Below are 24,440 nucleotides of genomic sequence, written 5' to 3'. Positions count from 1 at the left end.
CCTCCGTGCCTGGCGGCGCTCATCGGTGCGCCCCACGCGCCGGCAGTTGCAACATCATGTCCCACTGGTCGATGCCGGGTCCGAAGCCATCCGGCGTCACCTTGACCGGCACAAAGCCGAAGCGCGCATAAAAGCCCTGCGTGTGCTGGCTGGTGTTCATGCTCACCCTGGCCACTTGCGGCACGGCGCGTATCGCGTCCAGGCGCGCCTGCGTCAGCGCGCGGCCCAGTCCCTGGCCGTGCACGTCCTGCGCCACCATGCCCCAGCACAGGCTGGCGACCATGCCGCCCGCCTCGATGGCGTGGCCGCCGCAGGCGACGATGCGCGTTGTTCCCTCGACCGCACGTTCGATGACCAGATACGGCTGCGTTGATGCTTCCAGCCAGGCGACGAAGGCCGCGCGCTCGGACGGGTCGAAAAAGCGCGGCGTATTGCCGTCGAAAAGGGCCAGGCAGGCGTCGCGGTCGCCGGCCCGGTAAGGACGTACTGTTTGCATTTTGCGTACTCAAAAGAACATGAACGCCGATTATACGGGCTGTGCACTCAGGCCAGCTGTTCCGAACCGACGACATGCACGCCCGGCGCGGCGGCCAGCGCCGCTTCCAGCAGGGCGCCGGCAATGCGCGGCGCGGGATTGATGCGCCAGCGGCGCGGCAGCACGGGCCCCAGCACGCGCAGCAGGCGCAAGGCGGCACCCTCGCCCGCGCGCGTCACGTCGCGCTCGCCGCCGATCAGCCCGGGCCGCACATACGTGAGCGACGCAAAACCCAGCTGCTCCAGGTCGCGTTCCAGTTCGCCCTTGACGCGGTTGTAGAAGATGCGCGAGCCGGGATTGGCGCCGGCGGCGGAATTGAGCGCGTACGCGCGCGTGCCGGCCGCCAGAGCCAGGCGCGCCACGGCCAGCGGATAGTCGTGGTCAACGCGCCGGAACGCCTGCCGCGTACCGGCCACCTTCATGGTCGTGCCCAGGGTGCAGATGACGGCATCCATCTGCCACCACGGCGCGCCGGGCGGCAAGCGGTCGAAATCGACCAGCGGCGCATCGAGTTTGGGATGCGCGGGCAAGGGCTTGCGCACGGGGGCGACGATCTGGCTGACGCGCGCGTCACTGAGCGCCAGGCGCAGCACTTCGCGGCCCACGAGGCCGGTGGCGCCCACAAGCAATAATTTCATGGCTTTCCCGTTAAAGTTGCTGTCAGCCACCACCATACACGGAACTCAGGACAGGCGCAGCGCCAGCGCCGCCAGGGTCGCCAGCAGCACGGGCACGGTCAGCACGATGCCGATGCGGAAGTAATATCCCCAGGAAATGTGGATATTCTTGCTGTCGAGCACATGCAGCCACAGCAAGGTAGCCAGGCTGCCGATGGGCGTGATCTTCGGGCCCAGGTCGCTGCCGATGACGTTGGCGTAAATCATCGCCTCGCGCACGGCGCCCTGCGCCGTCGTCGGGTCGATGGCCAGCGCGCCCACCAGCACCGTCGGCAGGTTGTTCATCACGGACGACAACAAGGCCGTCAGCACGCCCGTGCCCATGGCCGCGCCCCACACGCCGTACTGGGCACAGTGGTTCAGCACTCCCGTCAGGTAAGCCGTCAAGCCCGCATTGCGCAAGCCATACACGACCAGATACATGCCCAGCGAAAAGACGACGATTTGCCACGGCGCATGGCGCAGCACGTGGCGCGTGGAAATCACGTGCCCCTTGCCCGCCACGCCCAGCAGCAGCGCGGCTCCGACGGCGGCGATCAGGCTGATGGGCACGCCCAGGGCTTCCTGCGAAAAAAATCCTACCAGCAGCAGCGCCAGCACCAGCCAGCCGGCGCGGAAGGTACCGAGGTCGCGGATGGCGGCGCGCGGGCGTTTCAGCTGCACCACGTCATAGTCGCGCGGGATATCCTGGCGGAAAAAGATCAGCAAGGCCGCCAGGGTGGCGCCCACGGCGACGACGTTGACGGGCACCATCACGGACGCGTACTCGGCAAAGCCGATCTTGAAATAGTCGGCCGAGACGATATTGACCAGGTTCGACACCACCAGCGGCAGGCTGGCCGTGTCGGCGATGAAACCGGCCGCCATCACGTAGGCCAGGGTGGCTTTGGCTGAAAACTTCAATGCCCGCAGCATGGCGATGACGATGGGCGTCAATATCAGCGCGGCGCCGTCGTTGGCGAACACGGCGGACACCAGCGCGCCCAGCAAGACCAGCAAGGTAAACAACTTGCGCCCGCTGCCGCCGCCCCAGCGCGCCACGTGCAGCGCCGCCCACTCGAAGAAGCCGGCCGCGTCGAGCAGCAGGCTGATGATGATGACGGCAATAAACGTGCCGGTGGCGTTCCACACGATATGCCAGACGACGGGGATGTCGCCCCAGTGGATCACGCCGGCCAGCAGCGCCGCGCCGGCGCCGATGACGGCGCTCCAGCCGATGCCCAGGCCGCGCGGCTGCCAGATGACGAGGGTTAAGGTGGCGAGAAAGATCAGGAAGGCGGTGAGCATGGGGGCAGTGGTCCAGGAAAAAGCGCGAATAAATATTCAATATTTCAATAATACTGGAATTATCAAATAAATGTAAAGCGAGAAATGCCCATGCCCGTGCTATCACTGGCTATACTGGCCCAATGCGTGGCCCGATGCGTGACCCGATGCAGCCCCGCTCCCTCTGACCAACCAGGAAAGCATGCACATGGCGCAATACAAGACTCCCGGCGTGTATATCGTGGAACAAAACGCGTTTCCCAATGCCGTCGTCGAAGTGGCGACGGCCGCGCCGGGCTTTGTCGGCTACACCGCCAGCGCCAGCCACGACGGCCGCTCCCTGCGCAAGCAGCCGTCGCGCATCAGCTCGATGGCGGAATTTGAAGCCTGCTTCGGCGGCGCGCCCGTGCCCGAATTCATGCTGGAGGCGGGCCGCACGGCTGGCGCGTCGTGCACGCTGCGCCAGGCCGCCGGCCGGTTCCTGCTGTATCACAGCATACTGCTCTTCTTCATGAATGGCGGCGGCGCCTGCCATATCGTCTCCGTCGGCGATTATCATGACACGCCGGACATCGGCGCATTGTGCGCCGGCATCGATGCGCTGCTGCGGGAGCCGGGCGCGACGCTGCTGGCCGTGCCCGACGCCATGCTGCTGGCGTTGGACGACTGCCATGCGCTGCAACGGCACATGCTCATGCATTGCGGCCAACAGATGCGGAACCGCTTCGCCATCCTCGACATCCACCATGGCACGGCGCCGTTGACGGATGGACCAGTGACCGCTTTCCGGGATGCTATCGGCAGCGACTCGCTGGCCTTTGGCGCCGCCTACTATCCGTGGGTACAGGCCACGGTCGTTTCGCTGGAGGAACTCAATTTCACCCACATCCGCCGTAGCCAGTGGGGTGCGCTGCAAGACGTGCTGCTGCAGCCGCTGGACGCCGGCGGGCAGCGGCAAGTGTCGGCCCTGTTCGAGCAAATGGCCATCGCGCAGTCTTCAGAAAACGGTCAGGCCGGCGGCATCGCCGCCATCGATCGTGCACTGCGCGACGTGAGTCCCCTGTACCGGCAGCTACTGCGGGACATGCACGGCCAACTCAATCTGCTGCCGCCAGGCGCCGCGATGGCCGGCCTCTACACCATGACTGACAACGCGCGCGGCGTGTGGAAGGCGCCGGCCAACATCGGCCTGGTGGCAGTGAGTGCGCCGGCCGTCAACATTACGCACGAGGACCAGGAAGACCTCAACGTGAGCAGCAGCGGCAAGTCGGTCAACGCCATCCGCAGCTTCGAAGGCGAAGGCACCCTGGTATGGGGCGCGCGCACCCTCGACGGCAACAGCCTCGACTGGCGCTACATCAACGTGCGCCGCACCATGATCATGCTCGAGGAGTCGCTGCGCCTGGCGATCAAGGCGTATGTGTTCGAGCCGAACGTGGCCAGCACCTGGCTCACGATCAAGAGCATGGCCCTTAACTTCCTGACCGGCATCTGGAAGCGCGGCGGCCTGGCGGGCGCCACACCGGACGATGCCTTCAGCGTACACGTCGGCCTGGGTGAAACCATGACGCCCGACGACATCCTGGAAGGCATCTTGCGGGTCACCGTCCTGGTCGCCATCAGCCGCCCGGACGAGTTCATCGAGCTCACCTTCCAGCAGCAAATACAGAAGTCGTGAGGCAGCGGGTGCAGCCTGCCGGGCTTACCCCGCTCACTTGAGGGTGATGGCGATATCTGTCAGTCAGCGAAATCGAGCTGGAAAGCCATCCCGACGACATGCCGTCCGGTCAATTCAAGCTGAACTTTAGGGAAATCCTCTGGAGCGACCACGTGCAGCAAGCGGGCTGAGCCTGGCGCGCAAGCGCCCGATCGGCGCTTACGGCTTGACGCCGAGCACGGCTTCAACTTCCGCCTTGCACTGCAATAGCGCCGACAGCAGCTGTTCCCGCTGGGCGTGGAAACGCAGGGCCGGCACGCCCAGCGACAGCGCGTAGCGCTCGCTCGTTCCCGTGTTCAGGGCCACGCCGATGCCGCACACGCCCGGCGCGTGCTCTTCCATATCGACGGCGTAGCCCTGCGCGCGTACTTGTTCCAGGTGCGGCAGCAGTTGCGCAAGCGCCGTGATGGTCTGGTCCGTGCGCGCTTCCAGGCGCTCGCCGAACAGCCGGGCCAGCGCGTCTTCCGGCATCTGTGCCAGCAAGGCCTTGCCATGCGCGGTGCAGTGGATCGGGTAGGCCGTTCCCACGGCCGACACGACGCGCAGCTCATGGTCGGAACAGTACTGGTCCACCGACACCGCATGCAGGCCGCGGTACACGCACACGTCCACCGTTTCGCGCGTGCGCCGGCCCAACGCTTCCGCATACGGCCGCAGGACCGCCACCACGTCCGTATGCGCCGACGCCGCCAGACGCGCGATGGCCGGACCCAGCTTCACCCCGCCGGCGCCGGAACTGACCAGTTGCTGAGCTTCCAGCGCGGCGACGATGCGGTGCACCGTGGTGCGCGGCAAGTCCGCGCCCTTGGCGATCTGCGCCAGGCTCAGGCCGCCCGTCTGGTTTTCCAGCGCGCGCAGCACCGCCGCCGCGCGCGCAATGACTTGCTTGCCGCTATTGCCTTCGTTTTCTTCACTCATTTCTTTACCCAATTGTGCATGACGATAGCTGCCGTGACGGCATTGACCGGCATTGTACATGGCCCTATAATTGTTCCATCATTCGGAACAGTGTTCCGATTAACGGTTTTCAACTCAGGCACCGGGGGAGGCGCATGTCCAGCCGCAGTATATCGAAGACAGCAACGTGCACGCTCCTTTCCGTTGCCAGCCTGACCATCATGGTGGGATGCGTGCTGGTTCCGGGATTGCCGTCCATCGCCGCGCGCCTCGGCGTGGCCGACGCCGCCAGCTGGCTCGTCACGCTGCCCTCGCTGGGCGTGGTGCTGTCCGGCCCCTTCGCCGCCATGCTCATGCAGCGCCTGGGACTGCACCGCAGCCTGCTGGCGGGGCTGTTCCTGTACGGCTTGCTGGGCGTCTCGGGCATGTTTTTGCATGGCCACCTGGCCGTGTTCGCCAACCGTTTCCTGCTGGGCGCGCCGACGGCGCTGGTGATGGCATCGGGCACGGGGCTGATCTCGGCCCTGTTCAGCGGCCAGGCAAGGCTGCGCATGATCGCCAGGCAAGGCATGACGATCGAACTGGGCGGCGTGCTGTTCCTCGCCCTGGGCGGCCTGCTGGCCACGGCGGGCTGGCGCTATCCCTTCCTGCTGTATCTGGCTTCGTGGGTGCTGCTGGCATGCGCCTGGCGCTGCGTGCCGGCACTTGCCCCTGCCGGGGATGCCGGCATGGATGGCGCGCCGCCAGCGCCCGGCCCGTCGCGCGCCCTGCTCTTCGTCCATGCGCTGGCGGCACTCTCCATGACGGTGTTTTTCGCCGCCATCATCATCCTGCCCCTGCGCCTGCAGCAGCTGGGCTGGAGCGAGGACCGGGCCGGGTATTTGCTTTCCTTCGTGTCGCTGGTGGCCGTGGCGGCCGCCTGGCTGATGCCCCAGGTGGTCCGGCGCCTGCATGAACACGGCACCCTGGGCGCCGCCTTCGCCTGTTATGCGCTGGCACACCTGTTGTTCGCGGGGGCCGCCGCGCTGTCCACGCTGCTGGCCGGCGCCGTGGCGCTGGGGATGGGCTTCGGCCTGTCCGTGCCCCTGTGCACGCACATGACGGTCGAGCGCAGCCACTTGCCCAGCCGCAACCGCAACCTCGCCTATCTGTCGATGGCCATCTTCGGCGGGCAATTTCTCTCTTCCTTCATGACGTATCTGCCCGGCAGCCACGCGGCGATGTTTGCGGCCACGGCCGCACTGGCCCTGCTGGGCGCGGCCGTGGCGGCCGCCCCGCTGCTGCGCCGCCGCCCGGCCGGCACCACCGCTGTTTCCACCACCCACACTGAAAGGTAAGACCATGGATCTCAACGACGTCCACGCCCTGCTGCACCCCGCTCCCCTGGCGCTGGAAACGGGCTTCGAACGGCTGCCCAGCGGCGTGCTGCACGTGGCGTGCCGCACCGACTTGCCAAATTGCACTGGCGAGATGTTTGAATGGTGGTTCCGCTCGCGGCCCGACACGGAGCGCTACCTGATGTGGCACCCGGTCGACCACCTGGCCAGCGGCTGGGCTGAAGGCAGCGCCGGGACGCACGTCGGCTCCATCCATCTGGCGGAAGAGTTTTTCAGCGGCATGCCGGCCGAACAGCTGGCCATCCAGTTCCGCGATCCCCGTGAATTCTTCGAGGGACGGCAATACGAGGCGGCGCGGGCCGAGGGCCGCATTTCTGCCGCCGTATGCGCCAGGGTGGGCATGAGCTATGCGCCGCCCCGCACCGCGGACGGCGCCGTCCTTGGCGGGCGCCTGCTGCACATGGGCCGCGACACGGCCTGGGGCATGACCTTGCGCAGCCATTTCTACATGGGCCAGGACTTGCCGGACGCCGGCCACAGCCCGCAAGAGATCGCCGCCCTCTTCCCCGATGCATTCGCCCGCGCCCTGCTCATGCATTGCTACAACGAATTCACCTTCCTGGCGCAATTCCTGCGTTCCCACTACCAGGCGAAGCACCGCGACAGCGTGCCCGTGGCGCTGCCCTGGTAGACGGAGGTTTACTCCTCGAGGCCGCCACCCAGCGCCTTGTACAGCGCCACGGCCGACTTGAACTGGTCGCGCCGCGCGTCGAGCAGGGCTTGCTGGGCCGCATACGACTGGCGCTGCGCGTCGAGCAATTCCAGGCGGCTGTCCTGGCCCGCGTCGTAGCGCAGCTGCGACAGGCGCTGGCGCTGCCGCGCCGCCGCCACCACGCGCTCCTGCGCGGCGATCTGCTGCGCAAACGTGGCGCTGCCGGCCAGGCCGTCGCGCACCTCGCGGAACGCCGCCTGGATCGCCTGTTCGTACTGCAGCACGGCCACGTCCTTGCGCAGGCGCGACAGCTGCAGTTCCGCGCGCAGCTGGCCGCCCTGGAACAGCGGCTGCGTCACTTGCGGCGCGAACGACCAGCTGCGCGCGCTACCGCGGAACAGGTCGCCCAGCTCCGGGCTGGCAAAGCCCAGCGACGCCGTCAGCGACAGGCGGGGGAAGAAGGCGGCGCGCGCGGCGCCGATTTCCGCATTCGCCGCCGCCAGCGCAAATTCGGCCTGCAGGATGTCGGGCCGGCGCGCCAGCAAGTCCGACGGCAGGCCGGGCGGCAGCTGCGTCAGCACGGGCTGGCCATCGAGCGCGCGGCCCGCCGGCAGATCGGCCGGCAGCGGCGCACCGAGCAGCAGTTCCAGGTTGTTGCGCGCCAATGAGCTGGCCCGGACGCGCGCCTGCACGTCCGCTTCCGCCGTGGCGGCCTGGCCTTCGGCTTGCGCCACGTCCAGGCCGCTGCCCTGCTGCGCGCCGTGCAGGCGCTGCGTCAAGACCAGCGCCTGGCGCCAGTCAAGCAGGGTTTGCCGGGCCAGCGCCAGCTGTTCCTCGGCCAGGCGCTGCTCCAGGTAGGCGTCGGCCACGGCGCCGATCAGGGCCATATGCGCGGCGCGCTGGCCCTGCTGGGTGGCCAGATAGCGGGCAAACGCCGCGTCCGACAGCGAGCGCAGACGGCCGAACAGGTCGATCTCGAACGCGCTCATGGCGATGCCGGCAGTGAACTGATTCTGTGTCACAGCGTCGGCGCCGCGCTGGCGCACGCCGCCCGCATTCGCGCCGATGGCAGGATAGCGGCCCGCATCCTGTATCTGGTACTGCGCCCGCACGGCTTCCACATTGAGCGAAGCCACGCGCAAGTCGCGGTTGTTTTCCAGCGCGATATCGACCAGGCGCTGCAGGCGCGCATCGAGCAGCATCTGGCGCCAGCCCAGGTCGGCCGCGGTGTCGGCCGCGGCTGGCGCGGCAATCTCTGCATAGCTGGCCGGTATCGGTGCCGCCGGCTTGACCAGCGGCGGCGTCAGGGAACACGCCGACAAGGCCAGCGCGGCCAGGGGCGTGAGAAAAAATAAACGCATTACAACTCTCCTTCCACCGCCTTGACGGCGATGCGATCACTGCGTTTGTTGAAGTACGTGCCCATCTTGTCGACGGCGCCCAGCACCACGACAAAGAACACGGGCACGAAAAATACGGCCAGCACGGTGGCGGTAATCATGCCGCCGAACACGCCCGTGCCGATCGCGTGCTGCGTCTCGGCGCTGGCGCCCGTGGCCAGCATCAGCGGCACCACGCCCAGCGCGAACGCCAATGACGTCATCAAAATCGGGCGCAGGCGCAGGCGCGCCGCTTCCACCGTCGCCTCGACCAGCCCCTTGCCCTGCGCCTGCAACTGGCGCGCATACTCGACGATCAGAATCGCATTCTTCGCCGACAGGCCGATAATGGTGATCATGCCCACCTTGAAGAACACGTCGTTCGGCATGCCGCGCAACATCACGGCCAGCACGGCGCCCAGTAAACCCAGCGGCACCACCAGCATCACGGAGACGGGAATCGACCAGCTTTCATACAGGGCCGCCAGCACGAGGAAGACCACCAGCATCGACAGCGCCATCAGCATGGGCGCCTGCGACGCCGATTCCTTCTCTTGCAGCGACTGGCCCGTCCACGCCAGCGCGAAGCCCGGCGGCAACTGCTTCACGAGCCGCTCCATTTCCAGCATGGCGTCGCCGCTGGACACGCCGGGCGCCGCGCTGCCGGAAATGCGCGCCGACGGGTAGCCCTGGTAACGCACCAGCTGCAGCGGCGATTCGCTCCACACGGGTCGCACGAGCTCGCCCAGGGCCACCATGCCGCCCGCGTTATTGCGGATGCGCAAGGCCAGCACGTCGTTGAGCTGCATGCGCGACGGCGCGTCGGCCTGGATGATCACCTGCTGCATGCGGCCAGCGTTCGGGAAATCGTTGACATAGGTCGACCCCATGGCCGCCGTCAGCATGTCGGCAATCGCCGTGAACGGCACGCCCAGCGCTTCGGCCTTGGTGCGGTCGATGTCGAGACGCACGCTGGCGCCGGGCGGCAAGCCGTCCGGATACACGCCCGCCACCTTGCTGCTTTGCGCGGCCAGGCCCAGCAGCTGGTTCTGCGCCGCCTGCAGGGCCGCGATGCCCTGGCTGGCGCGGTCTTGCAGGCGCATCGAAAAGCCGGACGAATTGCCCAGTTCATCGATGGCGGGCGGCATCAGGCTCATGATCACGCCCTCCTTCGCCTGCGACATGGCCGCCTGCGCCAGCGCCACTTCTTCCTGCGCCGTGGCGCCGTTGCGCTGTTTCCAGTCCTTCAGCATGGTGAAGGCCAGGCCCGCGTTCGGTCCCGCGCCGGAAAAGCTGAAGCCGAGGATCGACTGGTTCACTTCGATGCCGGGACGCGTGGCCACGTGCTGCTCGTACAGCTTGACGACATCAAGCGTGCGCTCCATGGTGGCGTCGGACGGCAGCTGGATCGAGGTGATGAAGTAGCCCTGGTCTTCCTCGGGCAGGAAGGCCGACGGCAGCTGCATGAAGGCCACGCCCAGCGCCGCGACGATGGCGCCGTACAGCACCATCGAGCGGCCGGCGCGCTTGAGCATCGCCACCACGCCTTTTTCATAGCGTGCCGTCATGCGCTCAAATTGGCGGTCGAACCACAGGAAAAAGCCTTTTTTATCATGATCATGCGGTCCGATGGGTTTCAACATCGTGGCGCACAGGGCCGGCGTCAGGGTCAAGGCCAGAAACGCCGAGAACAGGATCGACACGGCCATCGCCAGGGTGAACTGGCGGTAGATGGCGCCCACGGAACCGCTGGCCAGCGCCATCGGGATGAACACGGCCGTCAGCACCAGGGTGATGCCGACCACGGCCCCCGTGATTTCGCGCATCGCTTTCGAGGTCGCTTCCTTCGGCGACAGGCCCTCGGTCGCCATCAGCCGCTCCACCGCTTCCACCACCACGATGGCGTCATCGACGATGATGCCGATGGCCAGCACCATGCCGAACATGGTCAGCACGTTGATGGAATAGCCGGCCATCAGCATCACGGTAAATGTGCCCATCAGGGCGATCGGCGCGACGATGGCGGGAATCAGGGTGTAGCGTATCTTTTGCAGGAACAGGTACATGACGAGGAAGACCAGCACCATCGCCTCCAGCAAGGTGACGACGACCTTTTCGATCGATATCTTCACGAACGGCGCCGTATCGAACGGCACCGAGTACTTGATCCCGGCCGGCATGGTGTGCGCCAGTTCGGCCATGCGCGCACGCACGGCGGCCGCCGTCTGCACGGCGTTGGCACCGGGCGACAGCATGATGGCGGCGCCCGACGCGGCTTGGCCGTTTTCGCGTATGCTGAAATTGAAGCTTTGCGCGCCCAGCGACACTTTCGCCACGTCGCCGATGGTCACTTTCGAGCCATCCGCGTTCGCGCGCAGCACGATGGCGGCAAATTCGGCCGGGGTTTGCAGCTGGCCCTGCACCGTCAGCGGAATCGTCACGCGCTGGCCGTGCACGGCGGGCGAATCGCCGAGGCGGCCCGGGGCGATCTGCGCATTCTGCTGCGCGATGGCGGCCGTCAGCTCGCCCATGGCGATGTTGTACGACACCAGCTTGGCCGGGTCGACCCAGATGCGCATGGCCCGCTCGGAACCGAACAGCTGCACCTTGCCCACGCCGGGAATGCGGCGCAGCTCTTCCGTCACGTTGCGCGCCAGGTAGTCGCCCAGCGCCACTTCATCGTGCTGGCCATTCTCGGAAATCAGGCTGACGATCATCAGGAAGCCGGACGACGCCGATTCCACCGTCAAGCCGTTTTGCCGCACGGCCTGCGGCAGGCGCGGCTCGATGGCTTTCAGGCGGTTTTGCACGTCCACCTGCGCCATTTCCGGGTCCGTGCCCGGCTGGAAGGCGACGGTGATCGAGGCCGAACCCGAGGTGTCGGTGGACGACTCGAAATACAGCAGGTGCTTGACGCCCGACAGTTCGCGTTCGATCAAGCCCACCACGGAATCGTTCATGGTTTGCGGCGTGGCACCCGGATACACGGCACTGATGCTGACGCTGGGCGGCGCCACGGAAGGAAAACGCGCAATCGGCAATTGCGGTATGGCGATCAGTCCGAACAGGACGATGAAGACCGCCACCACCCACGCAAAGACGGGGCGGTTGATGAAAAATTGAGGCATGTCGTTAGACTTTCATTGGATTCAAATGGCGCATCAATGCGCTTTGGCGGCAGCTGCGGCTGCCACGACGGCCGGCTTCCATGGCTGCGGCGCGGCGATGGCGCCCGGCTGCAGGCGTTCCTGGCCTTCGATGACGACGGTGTCGCCCGCCTTCAGGCCGCCGCTGACCACATACTGGTGCTCGACCACGTCGCCCACGGCGATCGGTTTCAGGCTGGCTTTGTTCGTGCCGTCCAGCACCCAGGCCTGCGCCTGGCCGCCGCTGCTGCGCAAGACGGCTTGCTGCGGCAGCAGCACGCCGTTGGCCTGCACGGCGCGGGCGATGCGGGCGCGCACGAACATGCCGGGCAAGAGCTGGCGCTGCGGATTGTCGACCAGCACGCGGATGACGGCGTCGCCCGTGCCCGCATCGACGCTGATGCCCGAGAACAGGATGCGGCCCGTGACGGGATGCGGCTGGCCGTCGGCGCCCAGAATGGTCACGGGCAGCTTGTCCGCGCCACCCGTACCCGAGGCTTGCAGCGCGGCCAGCGCGGCGGCCGGCTGGCGCACGTCGACATACACTTTGTCGATCTGCTGGATGCGCGCCATCGGCGCAGCATCGGCCACGCCTACGAGCGCGCCTTCGGTCACCAGTTCGGAGCCGATGCGCCCGGCAATCGGCGCCTCGATGCTGGCAAAGGCCAGGTCCAGGCGCCGGCGCGCCAGGGTCGCGCGCGCCTGCGCCACGGTAGCCACAGCTTGCTCGCGCTGGGCCACGGCGTCGTCATACGCCTGGCGGCTGATGGCGTCCGCTTCCACCAGCGGTTTTAACCTGTCTGCCTGGCTGCTGGCGCGGTTCGCCGTGGCCACCGCGTGCTGCAGGGCTGCGGCGGCCGAATCGACGTCCGCCTGGAATGGCGCGGGGTTCAGCTGGAACAGCTTCTGTCCCGCCGTCACGTCGGCGCCCTGCTCGAACTGGCGGCGCAGCACGATGCCGCCCACCTGCGGGCGGATATCGGCCGTGCGGAAGGCGGCCACCCGGCCCGGCAATTCATCGCTGAGGACGACGGGCGCCGCCTGCAGCTTGAGCACGGTCACGGCGGCGGGCGGCGCGGCCGCTTCTTCCTGCGCGGGTTTGGAACAGGCGGCAAGGCTGAGCAGTGCCGCGGCGATCAACATGTTTTTCTTGGTGAAGTGGCTCGGATGCATGGTCTTTCTCTATGGCAGATCCCAACCGGCGGTCCGGTCGACAGATAAGCGCAGCATAAAAGGCCAAGGTGGATATTTCGTCAAAGAAATGTGGAGATTCGATGGAGAGAAAGAAGAATGCTAGACTATTTGCATGAACTATCATCACAGCGCCAGCCAGCCCTCTTTTCTTGCCACCACGCCCCCTTCCGCCCTCATCCTGATCGCCGAAGATGAACCGCAAATCGCCCGCATCCTCGCCGGTTATCTGGAGCGCGACGGCTACCGCACGGCCTTCGCCCTCGATGGACAGGAAGCGCTGCAGCAGCACCTGGCGCTGGCGCCGGACCTGCTGCTGCTCGACGTGCAAATGCCCCGCGTCGACGGCTGGGCCGTGCTGGCCGAAGTGCGGCGGCGCGGCGAGACGCCCGTCATCATGCTCACGGCCCGCGACCAGGATGCCGACAAGCTGGCCGCCCTGCGCGTGGGCGCCGACGACTACATCATCAAGCCCTTCAATCCGGCCGAAGTGGTGGCCCGCGTGGCGGCCGTGCTGCGCCGTTCGCGCGTGCGCCACCACCCGGTCGGCGGCCAGCGCCTGCGCTGCGGCCCCATCGAGATCGACCAGGAAACGTACGTGGCCAGCGTGCTGCGCGACGGCGCGCCCGTGCCCTTGAGCCTGACGTTGACGGAATTTCGCCTGCTGGCGCACCTGGCGCGCACGCCGCGCCGCGTCTGCAGCCGCCTGGAATTGCTGGAGTCGTGCATGCCCGAAAGCAATTCGATGGAACGCACGGTGGACAGCCACGTCAGCAAGCTGCGCAAGAAGCTCGAGGAAGCGGGCGTGATGAACATGCCGGCCAGCCTGCGCGGCGTGGGCTACCGGCTGGAAAGCGACGCCTGATGCGCTTTACAGGCCTGAACCGGCAGATCGTGCTGTCGATGTCCGTGCTGATGGTGTGCAGCATCCTGATCATCTGGATCGGCTCGTGGATCTTCTTCGCCGTCGCCTTCAAGATCGATCCCGGCATGCTGTCCGAGCCCGACGACTGGTCGCCCAGCACCGTCGAATGGCTGTGGATCTTTGCCATCACCATTTTCGGCCTGGGGCTGGCCGCCTTTTTCGCCTTCAAGCTGGCCGCGCGCATCCTGAAACCGATCAATTCCGTGATGGACAGCGTGCGCCGCGTGGCCCACGGCGACCTGTCCGCGCGCGCCTTCGCGGGCGACCGCAGCCTGGGCGAAACGGCCATGCTGGTCGATGACTTCAACAGCATGGCCGAGCGCCTGCAGCGGGGCGCCAAGGAAAGCGAAACGTGGAATGCCGCCATCGCGCACGAACTGCGCACGCCCGTGACCATCCTGCGCGGCACCTTGCAGGGCGTCGTCGATGGCGTCTTCAAGCCCGAGGAAGTGCCGTTTTCCAGCCTGCTGGCGCAAGTCGAGGACCTGGGCCGCCTGATCGAGGACTTGCGCACCCTGAGCCTGGCCGACAGCGGCCACATGCAGCTGCGCATGGCGTGGACGGACCTGACCCTGGAAATCGAGGAAGTGGGCCGCCTGCTGGCGCAGGAGATGGAAGCGGCCGGCTTTACGCTGCAACTGCACCTGTCCGACCATCCCGTTTGCTGCGACGCGGCGCGCATCCGGCAAATCGTGCTGGCCCTGCTCGACAACGCGCGCCGCTATGCGCAGCCGGGCCTGCTGCGCGTGCGCACCCGCGTGCAGGCCGGCCAGTATTACCTGAGCGTCGAGGATGCGGGCCCCGGCATTGCAGAGGAACTGGCGCCGCACGTGTTCGAGGCGTTTCGCCGCGGCGACAGCGACGGCGGCGACCTGAACGCGGGCAGCGGCCTGGGCCTGGCCGTGGTCGAAGCCATCGCGCGCGCGCATGGCGGCAGCGCGGCCTGCACGCGCGGCAAGGCGGGCGGCAGCGTGTTTACCGTCAAGTGGCCGGTCGAGCACGGCGCGCCGCCGGCCGCCGCCTAGGCAAGACCGTCGGCGCGGACCATGTCGACAAAGGCGCGCAGCACGGCAGGCATCTGCCGCCGGCTCGGGTAGTACAGGAAGTAACGGGAGGGCGGCGGCAGGCAGCGCTCCAGCACGCGCGCCAGCCGGCCCGCCGCGATATCGGCGTGCGCGTCGGCTTCGTACACATAGGCCAGTCCCGCCCCATCGCGGGCCGCGCGCAGCATCAGTTCATCATCGTCGAACACCAGCGGGCCGCCGACGGCGATGCTGACGGCTTCCCCATCCTGCCCGAACTCCCACGCATACTGGCGCCCGCTGGGAAAGCGCCGGCCTATGCAGGCGTGCGCCAGCAAGTCGCGTGGCGTGCCTGGTGCGCCATGCGCCGCCAGGTAGGCGGGCGACGCCACCACCACGAACGGCTGCGGCGCGCCCACGGGCACGGCGATCATGTCGGCCGCCACCTGTTCGCCGAAGCGGATGCCCGCGTCAAAACCGTCGCGCACGATATCGATCATGCCGTCATCGGTGACCACTTCGACCTGCACGCGCGGATAGCGCGCGACAAAACCGGCCAGCATGGGCGCGAGCAGCAGCCGGGCGGCGGGACGGGGCACGTTCAGGCGCAGCGTGCCTGCGGGCACATCCTGCAGGGCGCTCAAGTCTTGCAAGGCATCGTCGATTTCGCGCATGGCCGGCGCCAGCCGCGCCAGCAGCTGCTGCCCCGCCTCGGTCGGCGTGACGCTGCGCGTGGTACGGTTCAGCAGGCGCACGCCCAGGCGCTCTTCCAGCGCGCGCAATGCATGGCTGAGGGCGGAGGCGGACACGCCCCGCTCCAATGCCGCCTTGCGGAAGCTGCGCAGGCGGGCGACGGCGGCAAAGGCCGTCAATTCGTTGAGGTCAGCCATTGTCGAGGAAAAAATTCATGAAAAAACTTCAGTAATGCATGCAGGATTAGCCATCTTATCGCATGCTGTTCCGTCATCCATACTTCTTGCATCTTTTTTTGAAAGGAAATGACAATGGAACACAGAACACTGGGCAACTCCGGCTTGCGCGTCGCCCCCATCGGCCTGGGCTGCATGGGCATGAGCTTTGCCTACGGCGGCGCCGACGAGGCCGCCTCGCTGCGCGTGCTGCACCGCGCCGTGGAGCTGGGCGTGACCCTGATCGATACGGCCGAAGTGTACGGCCCCTACGCCAACGAGGACTTGGTAGGCCGCGCCCTGAAACAGCTGCGCGGCAAAGTCAGCATCGCTACCAAGTTCGGCTTCAAGATATTGCCTGAAGGAAAAGGCGTGGAGCGCATGGCGGGTGTCGACAGCCGCCCCGAACATATTCGCCAGGCGGTGGAAGGATCGCTGTCCCGGCTCGGCATCGAGTGCATCGACTTGCTGTACCAGCACCGCGTGGACCCGGCCGTGCCCATCGAAGACGTCGTCGGCGCCATGGCCGAGCTGGTACGGGTGGGCAAGGTGCGCCACCTGGGGCTGTCGGAAGTGTCGGCCGCCACCCTGCGCCGCGCCCACGCCGTGCATCCGATTGCGGCCGTGCAGTCCGAATACTCGCTGTGGAGCCGCGACGTGGAAGCGGACGTGCTGCCCGCCTGCCGCGCGCTCGGCATCGGTTTCGTGCCCTACAGCCCGCTGGGCCGGGGCTTCCTGACGGGACGGCTCGCATCCAGCGCCGCGCTGGCACCGGACGATTACCGCCACAGCCTGCCCCGCTTCCAGCCGCCGGCGATGGCGGCCAACGGACATCTCGTTGCCGAATTGCAGCGCCTGGCGGCGGCGTGCGGCGCCACGGCGGCCCAGCTGGCCCTGGCCTGGCTGCTGGCGCAAGGCGACGACATCGTGCCGATTCCCGGCGCCCGCAGCCTGGCCCACCTGGAAGAGAACGTGGCCGCCGCGCAACTCACTCTGAGCGGCGCCGAGCTGGCCGCCATCGGCGCCGCCATCGCGCCCGCCAGCGTGCAAGGCGAGCGCTACCCGGCAGTGGAGCTGGCCATGGTGGGGCTGTAAAGGGCAAGAGACAGCTCATCTATACAACTCTCTTTGAGGGGCCGCACTTGAAATGGCTGAATCCGCTATCATTTCCAATCTGAACTATTCACTCTGAAAGGGATTCACATGTCCGATTTGCTCGAAACACTGCAATGGCGCTACGCCACCAAGAAAATGGACCCGACGAAAACGGTGCCGCAAGACAAGGTCGAGCGCATCCTGGAAGCCGTGCGCCTGACGGCCAGCTCCAGCGGACTGCATCCTTACGAAGTGTTCGTCGTGACGAATCCGGCCCTGCGCGAGCAGATCAAGCCGCACGCGTGGAACCAGTCGCAAGTGACGGACGCCTCGCACCTGCTGGTGTTTGCCGCCTGGGACAATTACACGGTCGAACGCATCAACGCCCGCTTTGACTTGGTCAACACCGTACGCGGCTTCAAGAATGAAGGCTGGGAAGCGTACCGCCAGCAGATCCTGGCCACGTATCCGCAGCGCGATGCCGAGACCAACTACCAGCACGCGGCGCGCCAGGCGTATATCGGCGTGGGCACGGCCCTGATCGCCGCGGCGCAGGAAAAAGTCGATTCGACGCCGATGGAAGGTTTTGATCCGGCCAAGGTCGACGAGATCCTGAAGCTGCGTGAAAAAGGCTTGCGCTCCGTCGTCATGCTGCCGCTGGGCTACCGTGCCGACGAGGGCGACTGGCTGGTGGACCTGAAAAAAGTGCGCCCCGCGCGCGAGCAATTCATCACCGAGCTGGCCTAAGCGCCTCGCGCGTGACTGAAAAGCGGATGCCCTCGCCGGCATCCGCTTTTTTCATGGCGGCTCACCCTTACCTCATGATATTAACTGGCCAAGTAGCGTGGACGCATCGCTGTAAGAACACACTAACGGCACCGAATATCAATGAAGTGAGATTTGGTGAGTAATTGCCTCTTTCCAATGTGTTAATGTCGTTCGATGAATGTCTATACAGCAAATTAGTTTTCAAAATAGATACAAAATTCATCGCAGTCATTAACGGGGAAGTACGTGGACCAAGTAGAAAACATGGCGGAGCAGCCCGTCAACGCAACACCTGCAACACCTGAATACGCAATTCGAATCTCGAATGCCAGCAAGCTGAACCTGGCAGACTTCCAGAACTCCATTCCTCTGCTGCGTGAACTGGCCATCGTCAATGACAGCAATGGCGAGATTACTGACTTGCGATTGCGCCTGGAATCGTTTCCTCCATTTTTAAAAGCGAAAACCTGGGTAATCGATGCCTGTCAGGCAAAATCCAACTACGACATCAGGGATTGCGATGTGCAGCTGGACGGTATCATACTAGGCAAACTGACCGAGGCCGAGACCTCAACAATTACTCTGACACTGCTTGGCAAAGCAGGCTCGATCACGGAGCGTGTGCTGGCGACAGAAGAGCGCAAGGTCGAGCTGTTGCCTCGCAACCAATGGGGGGGGCTGTCCCACCTGCCTGACCTCGTTGCAGCGTTCGTGCAGCCAAATGAGCCGGCAATCGACCGCTTGCTCAAGCAGGCCGCCGAGATATTGCGGCAGGCGGGCAAAAGCCCGGCGCTGGACGGCTATCGCGGCGGCGCAAAACGAGCGTGGGAATTGGCTTCGGCACTGTGGACCGCCGTGGCAGCGCTGGGACTGGACTATGCATTGCCGCCAGCCAGTTTCGAGCACCGTGGCCAGAAGGTACGTAGTACAGCACAGGTGATGGACGCCCGCATTGCCACCTGTCTCGACCTGACTCTGATGTTTTGCTCTGCACTGGAACAGGCAGGCTTGAATCCGCTTGTTATATTCACGAAGGGGCACGCGTTCTCTGGCGTATGGCTACGTCAGGAAGAATTTTCCACAGTAGTTGTCGATGACGTGACGGCCATCCGCAAACGCGTCAGGTTGCAAGAACTGATTCTGTTCGAAACGACGCTGATTACTTCGCGACCGGCACCGTCCTTTACATATGCCACCGATCTGGCCGCCAGTCAGGTCGCCGAACAGGCCGAGGAACAATTTGAGCTGGTGATTGATATCCGGCGTGCCCGCATGCAACGGATCAAACCGCTTGCCAGTGGTGCAAACGAGGTCATCGTACCGCCGGCCGATAGCGCGATGGAAGCGACCGCAAGCACGTTTGACAATAGCGCACCTGAGTTTCCGGATGACGAGATGACCACCGAGGCGCCGGAGCTCGATCCGAAGGACAGACTGGCCCGATGGCAACGCAAGCTGCTTGACCTATCGCTACGTAACAATCTCCTCAATTTCAAGAGTGGCAAGAAATCGCTGAGGATCGATGCACCGGAACCTGGCATGCTGGAGGATGTGCTGTCCGACGGGGCACCGATACGCCTGTTGCCAAGACCGGACCTGATGGATGGGCAAGATCCACGCAACCTGGCGATACACGAACAGCGCTCACGCGAAGATGTCCATCGCGAGCATGCCCTCGATGCACTCAAACGACGCGAGGTATTCGTCAGCGTGAGCGAGCTGGAGCTGGAGGCACGGCTCGTAGATCTGTACCGGAGTGCCCGCACGGTGCTGCAGGAAGGCGGAGCCAACACGCTATTCTTGGCACTGGGCTTTTTGAACTGGACGCGAGAAGACAAAGCGGGACAGAAGTGCAAGGCGCCGCTGATCCTGATTCCAGTATCGTTGCAACGCAAAAGTGCGCGCTCCGGTTTTACCTTGTGCCTGCATGAAGACGAACCACGCTTCAATCCGACGCTGATCGAGATGCTGCGGCAAGATTTCCATCTCAACCTGGGTGTCATGGATGGCAAGTTGCCGCAGGATGCCGCAGGTCTTGACGTCGCGCTGATCTGGCGTACTGTCTCACATGCCGTGCGCGACATCAAGGGATGGGAAGTATCGGACGAAGTGGTGCTGTCTTCTTTCTCGTTCGCTAAATACCTGATGTGGGTCGACCTGACACAGCGCACGGATCAGCTACGCCAGAATCCGGTCGTGCGCCACCTGATTGACAGTCCACGTGAGCCCTATCCCTCCACGGTAGCATTTCCGCTGGCGAAAGAACTCGATGCGCAATTCTCTCCAGACAAGACATTCTGTCCACTTCCTGCCGATTCATCGCAACTCTCGGCAGTTATGGCTGGAGCCAAAGGCAAGAATTTTGTCCTGATCGGGCCGCCTGGTACGGGCAAGAGCCAGACCATTGCCAATCTGATCGCCCAGTGTCTGGCCGAAGGAAAACGCGTATTGTTCGTATCGGAGAAAATCGCCGCGCTCGATGTCGTGTACCGACGCCTGCGCGAGGTGGGCCTGGGCGAATTCTGTCTCGAACTGCACTCAAGCAAGGCACGCAAGCTCGATGTGATCACCCAGCTGCAAAGGGCTTGGGAGGCCCAGGGGGCGGTTGACCCTGAAGAATGGCAAGCGCAGGCGGTTAAGTTGAAGCGGCTGCGCGACGAATTGAACCAATATGTCGCCCGGCTACATCATCGACATCGTAACGGACTGACGATTTACAAGGCCATCGGCATCGTGGTCGATGGCGAAGATGTACCCACACTTGGTCTTTCGTGGAGCACAGCCGATGCGCACGACCATACCCAGCTTGAGGCGATGCGCGAATTGACTAGCCGTCTGGAGATCAATGCCGGGGCGGTTGGCGCTCAGGAGTTGCTTAAAGGTCCGCTAATGGCAGTCGGGCAAGCGGAGTGGACACCTTCCTGGCAGCAGTCGTTCATCAGCGCGACGAAGGCGGTGGTGCCGGCTGCTGAAGCACTACAATTGGCTATTACCGGCTTTGAGAATGCAACCGGTCTCGCAGGCTTGCCGACTGGCCGGCGGGCGCGTCTGGCAATGGCCGACTTGGCGCAGGCGCTGCCCGATGCCTTTGGCCATCAATGGGGCTTCGTGTTCCGCCCTGATGCGCGCGAGCTGCTGTCTCATCTGCGTGAAGGATACCAACTGCTGCTTCAGCATCGTCATCTGACTACGCACATCCGTCCTGCATGGACCGAGTCGGTCGTCGCCCGATGCAAAAAAGCGCTGACGCTACTCGATGAGCGTGACCGTGTGATGTCGCTACTGGGCCATCCCTGGTCTAACGACATTCTGGCCGAGTTCGAAAAAGCATTGCAGCTACTCGACGATCTGGCTGCCAGTGCAAGCAATCTGTCCGTGCAGTATGGTGAACAGGTGGACGCACTGAACGTGCACCAGCTGCAACGTGGTTGGATGGAGGCTGAACGCAGTGCTTGGCCCTTGTCGTGGATGCGCAAGCGCCAGCTCACCAAAGTACTGACCGATTGCGTGACCGGCGACGGCGATGCCGATGTTGCCCGCGACCTGCCTTTACTGGTGCGTATCCGTGAATTACGGTCGTCAATCGAGAAGGTGGAAATGGGTGCACTGGGCGAAGGCATCTGGGCGGGCATAAAGACGCGCCCTGAATTCGTGCAGGCAGCGCTTCGCTTGCAGCATGTACTTGGACAGGCACGCCGGCAAGAAGCTTGGGACGATCAGGGATTTGACGTGATCGAAAGCGAGCGTTGCGGCAAGTTGCTTGCACTGGAGTTGGAACGCTTGAGGCAACTGCGCACGCTCAATGCCGAGATCGCCGACATGCTGCCGCTGGCCGCAGAGACAGCCGGACTGTGGAATGGTCAGGCGACACACCCGCATTTGCTGGCAGCGGCCATGCGCTTCGCGCTTGCCCTGCGCGCCGTGCAGGATGCCGGCGCACTGCAAGGCGAACATGACGAGGTCGCGGCATCAGACTGTGGCCCGGAACTGGCGGCTGACTACGAGCATGTACGACAGCGTGCCATCCTAGAAGATAAACTGCGCGCCTTTGATTATCTGCGCGCCTCAACCGGCGGCACTTGGGCTGGCCTGCAGACCCGCGCAGACGACATCGACTGCGTAGCAACTTTTCATTCGGTGCTTGCAACGGCAATTGCCAACTTGGCCGAGACGGTCGAAGACGCTGGCGTGCTGCGTCAGGGATTCGAACAATTGGTGGTTGATGGCAACTCATTGTTGAGTCCATCCGGTCTTCTAGCCAGCATCGGCACGCAGTATCGGGCCGCGCTTGATGCCTTGCAACCCGCGCTCGCCAGTCTTGCCACCGTCGGCACGTTCAGCGAAGGCGTGAGCATGCAGTTCAACGAGCTGCCATTGAACGAACTGATCGCCTGCTGCCAGCATATCGTTGCTGTCGAACCACGCCTGAAGGCGTGGTGTGCATGGCGCAAGGTACGCACGGAAGCGCTTTCGTTGTCGCTAGTGTCGCTGGTCGATGCAATGGAGAAAGGTACAGTGCAGCCGGCAGAAGCACTGCGCGCCTTTGAAACCAACTATAGTCGCTGGTGGCTCAACCAGGCTGTCGACAACGAAACCGTCATCCGCAACTTCGTTTCTGTCGAACATGAAAAGCGGATCGGGGACTTCCGCGCTCTTGACCGGCAATTTACGGATGTCACGCGCGCATGGGTACGCGCCTCGCTATGCGCCGGCATGCCGCGCACCGACGAAGTTACGCGTCAATCGGAATGGGGCGATCTGCGTCGTGAAATCAACAAGAAGAAGCAGCACATGCCATTGCGCGAATTGATACAAAAGATTCCCTCGGTGCTCGGAAAACTGGCGCCATGTCTTTTAATGAGTCCACTATCGATTGCACAGTATTTGGCAGCCGATGCGAGTGCGTTCGACTTGGTAGTGTTCGACGAAGCATCGCAGATCCCGGTATGGGATGCGATAGGCGCCATGGCGCGTGGCAAGCAAGTGGTGATGGTGGGGGATCCGAAGCAGTTACCGCCAACCGCGTTTTTTGATCGCGCCGAGTCGTCGGAGGATGACGGGGATGTCGAGGGCGACCTGGAAAGCATTCTCGATGAATGCATGGGTGCGAACCTGCCAACAATGAATCTGGCCTGGCACTATCGCAGCCGTCACGAATCCCTGATCGCGTTTTCCAACCACCGTTACTATGGCGGCGGCCTCGTAACATTCCCGTCGCCGGTCGCTGACGACCGCGCCGTCAGCTTTCATCACGTCGACGGTGTGTACGAGAAAGGTGGCGCACGTATCAACAAGCGTGAAGCGAAGGAGCTGGTAGCCGATATCGTTGCAAAGCTGCGCGCGCCGAACTTTAAGGAATCGAAACTGACGATCGGCGTCGTCACCTTCAATACCGAACAGATGAACCTGATCGAAGACTTGCTTGACGAGGAGCGCCGCAAGGACCCTTTACTGGAACCATATTTTTCGGAGACGGAACTCGAACCGTTGTTTATCAAGAACTTGGAATCGGTGCAGGGTGACGAGCGCGATATCATCTACTTCTCGATTACCTACGGTCCAGACCTGGCAGGCACGGTTTCGATGAACTTTGGCCCGATGAACCGTGATGGCGGCGAGCGCCGCCTGAATGTGGCGATCACGCGCGCACGTCAAGAATTGCGCGTGTTTTCCAGTCTGAAGCCGGAGCAATTCGACCTATCTCGCACGCAGGCCAGTGGGGTGCGCGACCTTAAGCACTTTCTGGAGTTTGCCGAACGTGGTCCGCGGGCGCTGGCCGAAGTGACCAAAGGTAGCCTCGGTGGCTTCGACAGTCCGTTTGAAGAAGCCGTGGCTGCAGCCCTGGCCTCTCGCGGCTGGCTGGTGCATACGCAGATCGGCGCGTCGTCATTCAGGGTGGATTTAGGTGTAGTGCATCCCGATGCGCCTGGCATCTATCTGTGCGGAGTCGAATGTGACGGTGCCACCTACCATCGCTCGGCAACGGCACGCGACCGTGACATGTTACGTGAGCAGGTATTACGCGGTTTAGGCTGGGAAATCGTGCGCATCTGGTCTACCGACTGGTGGATAGACCGGGCAGGTACGCTGGAAAAGACGCACGCGGCGTTGGAGCGCTTGCTTGAACTCAGCCGGCAACAGCGCAGCAAAGTGGCAGAGCGCAAGGCGGCAGAGGCCGAAGCAAAAGAAATCCTGGCCCAGGCGCAAGCGGAAACGGCCGCATCCGTGGAATTGGAAGAACAGACAGTACCCGTTCCTGAAGTCCAATACGCCTCACGTATTGAAGCCGGTCAAGATATACACTCGACGATAAGTCCGCAATCTGAAATGAGCGAGCAGGCAACAATGGGCAGCATGAACGCCGACACTTTCTTTGATGCATCCTATGACAGCCAGCTTCGACAGATGATTGAGCAGATCGTTGATCTCGATGGACCGTCACGCGACACCGTACTGGCGCGCAGAATCGCGCGGGCGCACGGTTGGCAGCGTACCGGAGCGCGCATTCAGGAGCGCGTCTCCTCAATAGCGCTGTCGTGCCTGAAATTCACGGAGGAGGACGTCGGCATGTTCTTCTGGGCACGTGATCGAGAGCCTGAGCTACCTATCCTGTTCAGCCACGATGGCAAAGGTGGGCGCAGCGTAGACGAAATTTGTATGGCGGAACTGATATCCCTTGCCCAACTGGTGGCGGAAGAAGGTCGGTCTGGTGACGATGCCGTGATGGCGATGGCCAAGCGACTTGGCATGCATCATGTTCGGGCGAGCAGCCGCAAGAGGCTGGAGACTGCGCTGGACAACGCCATGGGCTAGCGCCGGCTCTTCTTTTAGCGTGTTGAGCAGTAAAGTCACGCTGATCGGCATC

The 24,440-nt window shown here is 64.1% G+C and carries 16 protein-coding genes; 8 read left to right on the top strand and 8 right to left on the bottom strand.

Annotated features, from left to right (window positions below):
* Nucleotides 1-19 precede the first annotated feature (19 nt).
* Genes D9M09_RS10810 through D9M09_RS10800 form a run of 3 tightly spaced genes read right to left on the bottom strand, consistent with a single transcriptional unit; the run spans nucleotide 20 to nucleotide 2,499 of the window.
* Nucleotides 20-496: a GNAT family N-acetyltransferase gene (locus D9M09_RS10810; RefSeq protein WP_121669243.1), complete on the bottom strand. Its 477-nt coding sequence runs from the start codon at nucleotides 494-496 to the stop codon at nucleotides 20-22.
* Between the two features lie 47 nt (nucleotides 497-543).
* Nucleotides 544-1,173 carry an NAD-dependent dehydratase gene (locus tag D9M09_RS10805; protein WP_121671043.1) on the bottom strand — a complete coding sequence of 210 codons (630 nt, stop codon included), beginning with the start codon at nucleotides 1,171-1,173 and terminating at the stop codon, nucleotides 544-546.
* A 45-nt stretch (nucleotides 1,174-1,218) separates the two neighbouring features.
* A complete protein-coding gene (locus tag D9M09_RS10800) occupies nucleotides 1,219-2,499 on the bottom strand; it encodes an arsenic transporter (protein ID WP_121669242.1) in 1,281 nt (426 codons plus the stop codon).
* A 181-nt stretch (nucleotides 2,500-2,680) separates the two neighbouring features.
* Here D9M09_RS10800 and D9M09_RS10795 point away from each other — a divergent pair, with 181 nt between their 5' ends.
* Complete coding sequence (locus D9M09_RS10795; protein WP_240453608.1) at nucleotides 2,681-4,156, top strand: phage tail sheath family protein; 1,476 nt, start codon at nucleotides 2,681-2,683, stop codon at nucleotides 4,154-4,156.
* A gap of 198 nt (nucleotides 4,157-4,354) precedes the next feature.
* Here D9M09_RS10795 and D9M09_RS10790 read toward each other — a convergent pair whose 3' ends face one another.
* A complete protein-coding gene (locus D9M09_RS10790) occupies nucleotides 4,355-5,113 on the bottom strand; it encodes an IclR family transcriptional regulator (protein ID WP_070224315.1) in 759 nt (252 codons plus the stop codon).
* A 134-nt stretch (nucleotides 5,114-5,247) separates the two neighbouring features.
* On the opposite strand from D9M09_RS10790, the gene D9M09_RS10785 reads away from it, so the two are divergent.
* Both D9M09_RS10785 and D9M09_RS10780 read left to right on the top strand, forming a co-directional pair.
* Nucleotides 5,248-6,429, top strand: a complete 1,182-nt coding sequence (locus D9M09_RS10785) for an MFS transporter (RefSeq protein WP_070288076.1) — start codon at nucleotides 5,248-5,250, stop codon at nucleotides 6,427-6,429.
* A 4-nt stretch (nucleotides 6,430-6,433) separates the two neighbouring features.
* Nucleotides 6,434-7,120 carry a DAPG hydrolase family protein gene (locus tag D9M09_RS10780; RefSeq protein ID WP_121669241.1) on the top strand — a complete coding sequence of 229 codons (687 nt, stop codon included), beginning with the start codon at nucleotides 6,434-6,436 and terminating at the stop codon, nucleotides 7,118-7,120.
* A gap of 8 nt (nucleotides 7,121-7,128) precedes the next feature.
* Here the strand turns inward: D9M09_RS10780 and D9M09_RS10775 are convergent, their stop codons facing one another.
* The 3 genes from D9M09_RS10775 to D9M09_RS10765 are packed head-to-tail and all read right to left on the bottom strand — an operon-like array spanning nucleotide 7,129 to nucleotide 12,839.
* A complete protein-coding gene (locus tag D9M09_RS10775; RefSeq protein ID WP_121669240.1) occupies nucleotides 7,129-8,502 on the bottom strand; it encodes an efflux transporter outer membrane subunit in 1,374 nt (457 codons plus the stop codon).
* Nucleotides 8,502-11,648: an efflux RND transporter permease subunit gene (locus tag D9M09_RS10770; RefSeq protein ID WP_121669239.1), complete on the bottom strand. Its 3,147-nt coding sequence runs from the start codon at nucleotides 11,646-11,648 to the stop codon at nucleotides 8,502-8,504. Before D9M09_RS10770 ends, D9M09_RS10775 begins: the two co-directional genes overlap by 1 nt.
* A 33-nt stretch (nucleotides 11,649-11,681) precedes the next feature.
* Nucleotides 11,682-12,839 carry an efflux RND transporter periplasmic adaptor subunit gene (locus D9M09_RS10765; RefSeq protein WP_121669238.1) on the bottom strand — a complete coding sequence of 386 codons (1,158 nt, stop codon included), beginning with the start codon at nucleotides 12,837-12,839 and terminating at the stop codon, nucleotides 11,682-11,684.
* 133 nt (nucleotides 12,840-12,972) lie between these two features.
* Here D9M09_RS10765 and D9M09_RS10760 point away from each other — a divergent pair, with 133 nt between their 5' ends.
* A complete protein-coding gene (locus D9M09_RS10760) occupies nucleotides 12,973-13,722 on the top strand; it encodes a response regulator (protein WP_121669237.1) in 750 nt (249 codons plus the stop codon).
* A complete protein-coding gene (locus D9M09_RS10755) occupies nucleotides 13,722-14,807 on the top strand; it encodes an ATP-binding protein (RefSeq protein WP_070313146.1) in 1,086 nt (361 codons plus the stop codon). Before D9M09_RS10760 ends, D9M09_RS10755 begins: the two co-directional genes overlap by 1 nt.
* On the opposite strand, the gene D9M09_RS10750 is transcribed toward D9M09_RS10755, so the two are convergent.
* Nucleotides 14,804-15,694 carry a LysR family transcriptional regulator gene (locus D9M09_RS10750; RefSeq protein WP_121669236.1) on the bottom strand — a complete coding sequence of 297 codons (891 nt, stop codon included), beginning with the start codon at nucleotides 15,692-15,694 and terminating at the stop codon, nucleotides 14,804-14,806. The genes D9M09_RS10755 and D9M09_RS10750 overlap by 4 nt on opposite strands.
* A 114-nt stretch (nucleotides 15,695-15,808) precedes the next feature.
* Here D9M09_RS10750 and D9M09_RS10745 point away from each other — a divergent pair, with 114 nt between their 5' ends.
* From D9M09_RS10745 to D9M09_RS10735, 3 genes are all read left to right on the top strand, one after another.
* Nucleotides 15,809-16,807 (top strand): aldo/keto reductase, encoded by a 999-nt coding sequence (locus tag D9M09_RS10745; protein ID WP_121669235.1) that lies wholly within the window; start codon nucleotides 15,809-15,811, stop codon nucleotides 16,805-16,807.
* A 108-nt stretch (nucleotides 16,808-16,915) separates the two neighbouring features.
* The gene (locus tag D9M09_RS10740; RefSeq protein ID WP_070221495.1) at nucleotides 16,916-17,554 is read left to right on the top strand and encodes an NAD(P)H-dependent oxidoreductase; all 639 of its coding nucleotides are present in this window, start codon (nucleotides 16,916-16,918) and stop codon (nucleotides 17,552-17,554) included.
* 285 nt (nucleotides 17,555-17,839) lie between these two features.
* Complete coding sequence (locus D9M09_RS10735) at nucleotides 17,840-24,388, top strand: DUF3320 domain-containing protein (RefSeq protein ID WP_121669234.1); 6,549 nt, start codon at nucleotides 17,840-17,842, stop codon at nucleotides 24,386-24,388.
* Nucleotides 24,389-24,440 lie beyond the last annotated feature (52 nt).

It is taken from the genome of Janthinobacterium agaricidamnosum, from assembly GCF_003667705.1.
In the GTDB taxonomy this organism is placed as follows: domain Bacteria; phylum Pseudomonadota; class Gammaproteobacteria; order Burkholderiales; family Burkholderiaceae_D; genus Janthinobacterium.
This window is presented reverse-complemented; position numbering and strand designations above follow the sequence as displayed.

Bases quoted from the DNA above. Each gene is read 5' to 3' on its own strand.
- D9M09_RS10810 (WP_121669243.1), bottom strand. From the start codon at position 496: ATGCAAACAGTACGTCCTTACCGGGCCGGCGACCGCGACGCCTGCCTG.
- D9M09_RS10805 (WP_121671043.1), bottom strand. From the start codon at position 1,173: ATGAAATTATTGCTTGTGGGCGCCACCGGCCTCGTGGGCCGCGAAGTG.
- D9M09_RS10800 (WP_121669242.1), bottom strand. From the start codon at position 2,499: ATGCTCACCGCCTTCCTGATCTTTCTCGCCACCTTAACCCTCGTCATC.
- D9M09_RS10795 (WP_240453608.1), top strand. From the start codon at position 2,681: ATGCACATGGCGCAATACAAGACTCCCGGCGTGTATATCGTGGAACAA.
- D9M09_RS10790 (WP_070224315.1), bottom strand. From the start codon at position 5,113: ATGAGTGAAGAAAACGAAGGCAATAGCGGCAAGCAAGTCATTGCGCGC.
- D9M09_RS10785 (WP_070288076.1), top strand. From the start codon at position 5,248: ATGTCCAGCCGCAGTATATCGAAGACAGCAACGTGCACGCTCCTTTCC.
- D9M09_RS10780 (WP_121669241.1), top strand. From the start codon at position 6,434: ATGGATCTCAACGACGTCCACGCCCTGCTGCACCCCGCTCCCCTGGCG.
- D9M09_RS10775 (WP_121669240.1), bottom strand. From the start codon at position 8,502: ATGCGTTTATTTTTTCTCACGCCCCTGGCCGCGCTGGCCTTGTCGGCG.
- D9M09_RS10770 (WP_121669239.1), bottom strand. From the start codon at position 11,648: ATGCCTCAATTTTTCATCAACCGCCCCGTCTTTGCGTGGGTGGTGGCG.
- D9M09_RS10765 (WP_121669238.1), bottom strand. From the start codon at position 12,839: ATGCATCCGAGCCACTTCACCAAGAAAAACATGTTGATCGCCGCGGCA.
- D9M09_RS10760 (WP_121669237.1), top strand. From the start codon at position 12,973: ATGAACTATCATCACAGCGCCAGCCAGCCCTCTTTTCTTGCCACCACG.
- D9M09_RS10755 (WP_070313146.1), top strand. From the start codon at position 13,722: ATGCGCTTTACAGGCCTGAACCGGCAGATCGTGCTGTCGATGTCCGTG.
- D9M09_RS10750 (WP_121669236.1), bottom strand. From the start codon at position 15,694: ATGGCTGACCTCAACGAATTGACGGCCTTTGCCGCCGTCGCCCGCCTG.
- D9M09_RS10745 (WP_121669235.1), top strand. From the start codon at position 15,809: ATGGAACACAGAACACTGGGCAACTCCGGCTTGCGCGTCGCCCCCATC.
- D9M09_RS10740 (WP_070221495.1), top strand. From the start codon at position 16,916: ATGTCCGATTTGCTCGAAACACTGCAATGGCGCTACGCCACCAAGAAA.
- D9M09_RS10735 (WP_121669234.1), top strand. From the start codon at position 17,840: ATGGCGGAGCAGCCCGTCAACGCAACACCTGCAACACCTGAATACGCA.